Genomic DNA, 1,737 nt, shown 5'->3' on the forward strand with positions numbered 1-1,737 from the left:
TCCAGCTGGACCCGGCCCTGTTGCATGACGACGCCGAGAAAATCCTTGCGGGCGTCGAAGCGGATGCGGCTCAAGTCGAAACTCATGGTGTGGACTCCCTCAGGATTCGTAGAAGATGCCGGCGCGCAGTCCCACCCGCAGGTATTCCGCGAGGCGGATGCGCAGATTGGTCTCCCGCTGTGCGCCGAAGAGATGATGAAAGACGCCCATCTCGCTCTCGTCCTCGGCGCCGCGGAGGATCTGCGGCGGCGTTGCGGTGGTCAGCTGGCCGTAGGCCGGCGTGCCGTAGTGGAGCGAAGTGAAACCCGGCGCGATGCGCGCTGCGCCCTGCGCCGAATCCGGCTGGCAACGGTAGCGGGTCGGGACGATGGACTCGAAAGGCAGCCAGGAGAAGCGGATGCATCCCACCTGCCTGCGTGCGGCGCGCACCGGTGTCGTCCAGGTGTCGCCGGCGGCCAGCGCCGCCAGCAGAATGCTGTTGGAGACCCGCATCTCGGCCGCGTGAACCTTGCCGACGAGGGTGCAGGCCTCGAGTTCCAGCGCGCCGCCAGGTGAAATCCCATCGCCCGCGGCAAGGGCCACGCCGTCGCGCGCCGTGGCATCGATCAGGCTGTCGCTGGCGGATATCCTGACGTGTTCGTGTGCGCGGATACCGCCCAGGATGCAGCGATCGATCTCCACCTCCAGACCGGCGATGGCGAGCTGCAGGCTCGGCATATCGGGCTGCGTCGGGCTGCCGTCCGGATTCAGGGCGATGCCCGGGACCAGGGTGCAGTGCAGGAGGTCGAGTCGGGCCAGGGCGTTGTCACCGTCGTCCGGGACCTCGAGTGGCGCGCCGGTGAGCAGCAGACCGTTGAGGGTGCAGGCGGCGTTTTCGCCTCCGGTGATGCTGAGGCCGCCGAGAGCCAGCACCGGGCGACGCCGGTTGACGGCACGGATCTCCACCGCACTTTCGGCGGCGACATCGATGGCCAGGGTTTCCGCGTAGCGGCTGCTGTCGGTGATCTCGATCACGCCGTTGCCGGCAATTGCCGCCAGTGCCGCGCCGATGGTGGGCTGGTCGTCGGGGACCCGTACCGGCACCGTGCCGGCGGGTGGCGCCGGCAGGCTGTCGCCGCGCTCGTACTCGCCGCCGCCGATGTCGGCGCTGAAACCCTCATGCCAGGTGACCCGCACGTCGGCGGGGTCGGCGGCGTCCGCCGGCAGGGCGATGCGGCCCAGGGCCGGATCGATGGCGTAGAACCCGTCCGGGGGCGGTGAGTGCGCCCAGCCCGGCCCCTCGTCGCCGAGGTTGCAAACAAGAATCTGCGAACGCGCGATGGGCGCGTCGTCGACGCTCAGCAGCAGGCTCGGCCCGGCGCCTTGCAGCAGGCCGCCGGGTTCCCCGTAGTGCCGGTCGAGGTGCGAAGCGAGGCGCCGGCGCGAAAGCGGCCAGGGGACGTTGTCCGGCTCGGCGAGATGGGTGATATCGTCCTCCGCCAGGGGCCGGTTGTACAAAGGCAGGTCATGGTTGAGTGGGCTGACGCGGTAACGGCGCGGACCGGCGCGGAAGGCCGGCGAAGCGCTGTGTTCGTAGGCCCGGATGCGCCACAGGTGCAGCCCCACGTTGGGGATGTTGTGGCGCCCGCGCCCGGATTCGATGCGCCGGACGTCCACCGTCCGGTTGGCCGTTTCGAAGGCGGTGCCAATCCATTCCAGCGCCTCGCCATGGCGCAGATCGGGCGACTGCAGGTTGTG

1 protein-coding gene is annotated in these 1,737 nt (G+C 69.6%); it reads right to left on the minus strand.

Translation table 11 applies throughout. From position 1 onward, the window contains the following. Positions 1-99: 99 nt before the first annotated feature. Positions 100-1,737 (minus strand): hypothetical protein (locus ABFS34_16715; protein MEN8377068.1); only part of this gene is annotated, 1,638 nt, incomplete at its 5' end.

The sequence above is a fragment of the Gemmatimonadota bacterium genome, assembly GCA_039715185.1.
GTDB lineage: Bacteria > Gemmatimonadota > Gemmatimonadetes > Longimicrobiales > RSA9 > DATHRK01.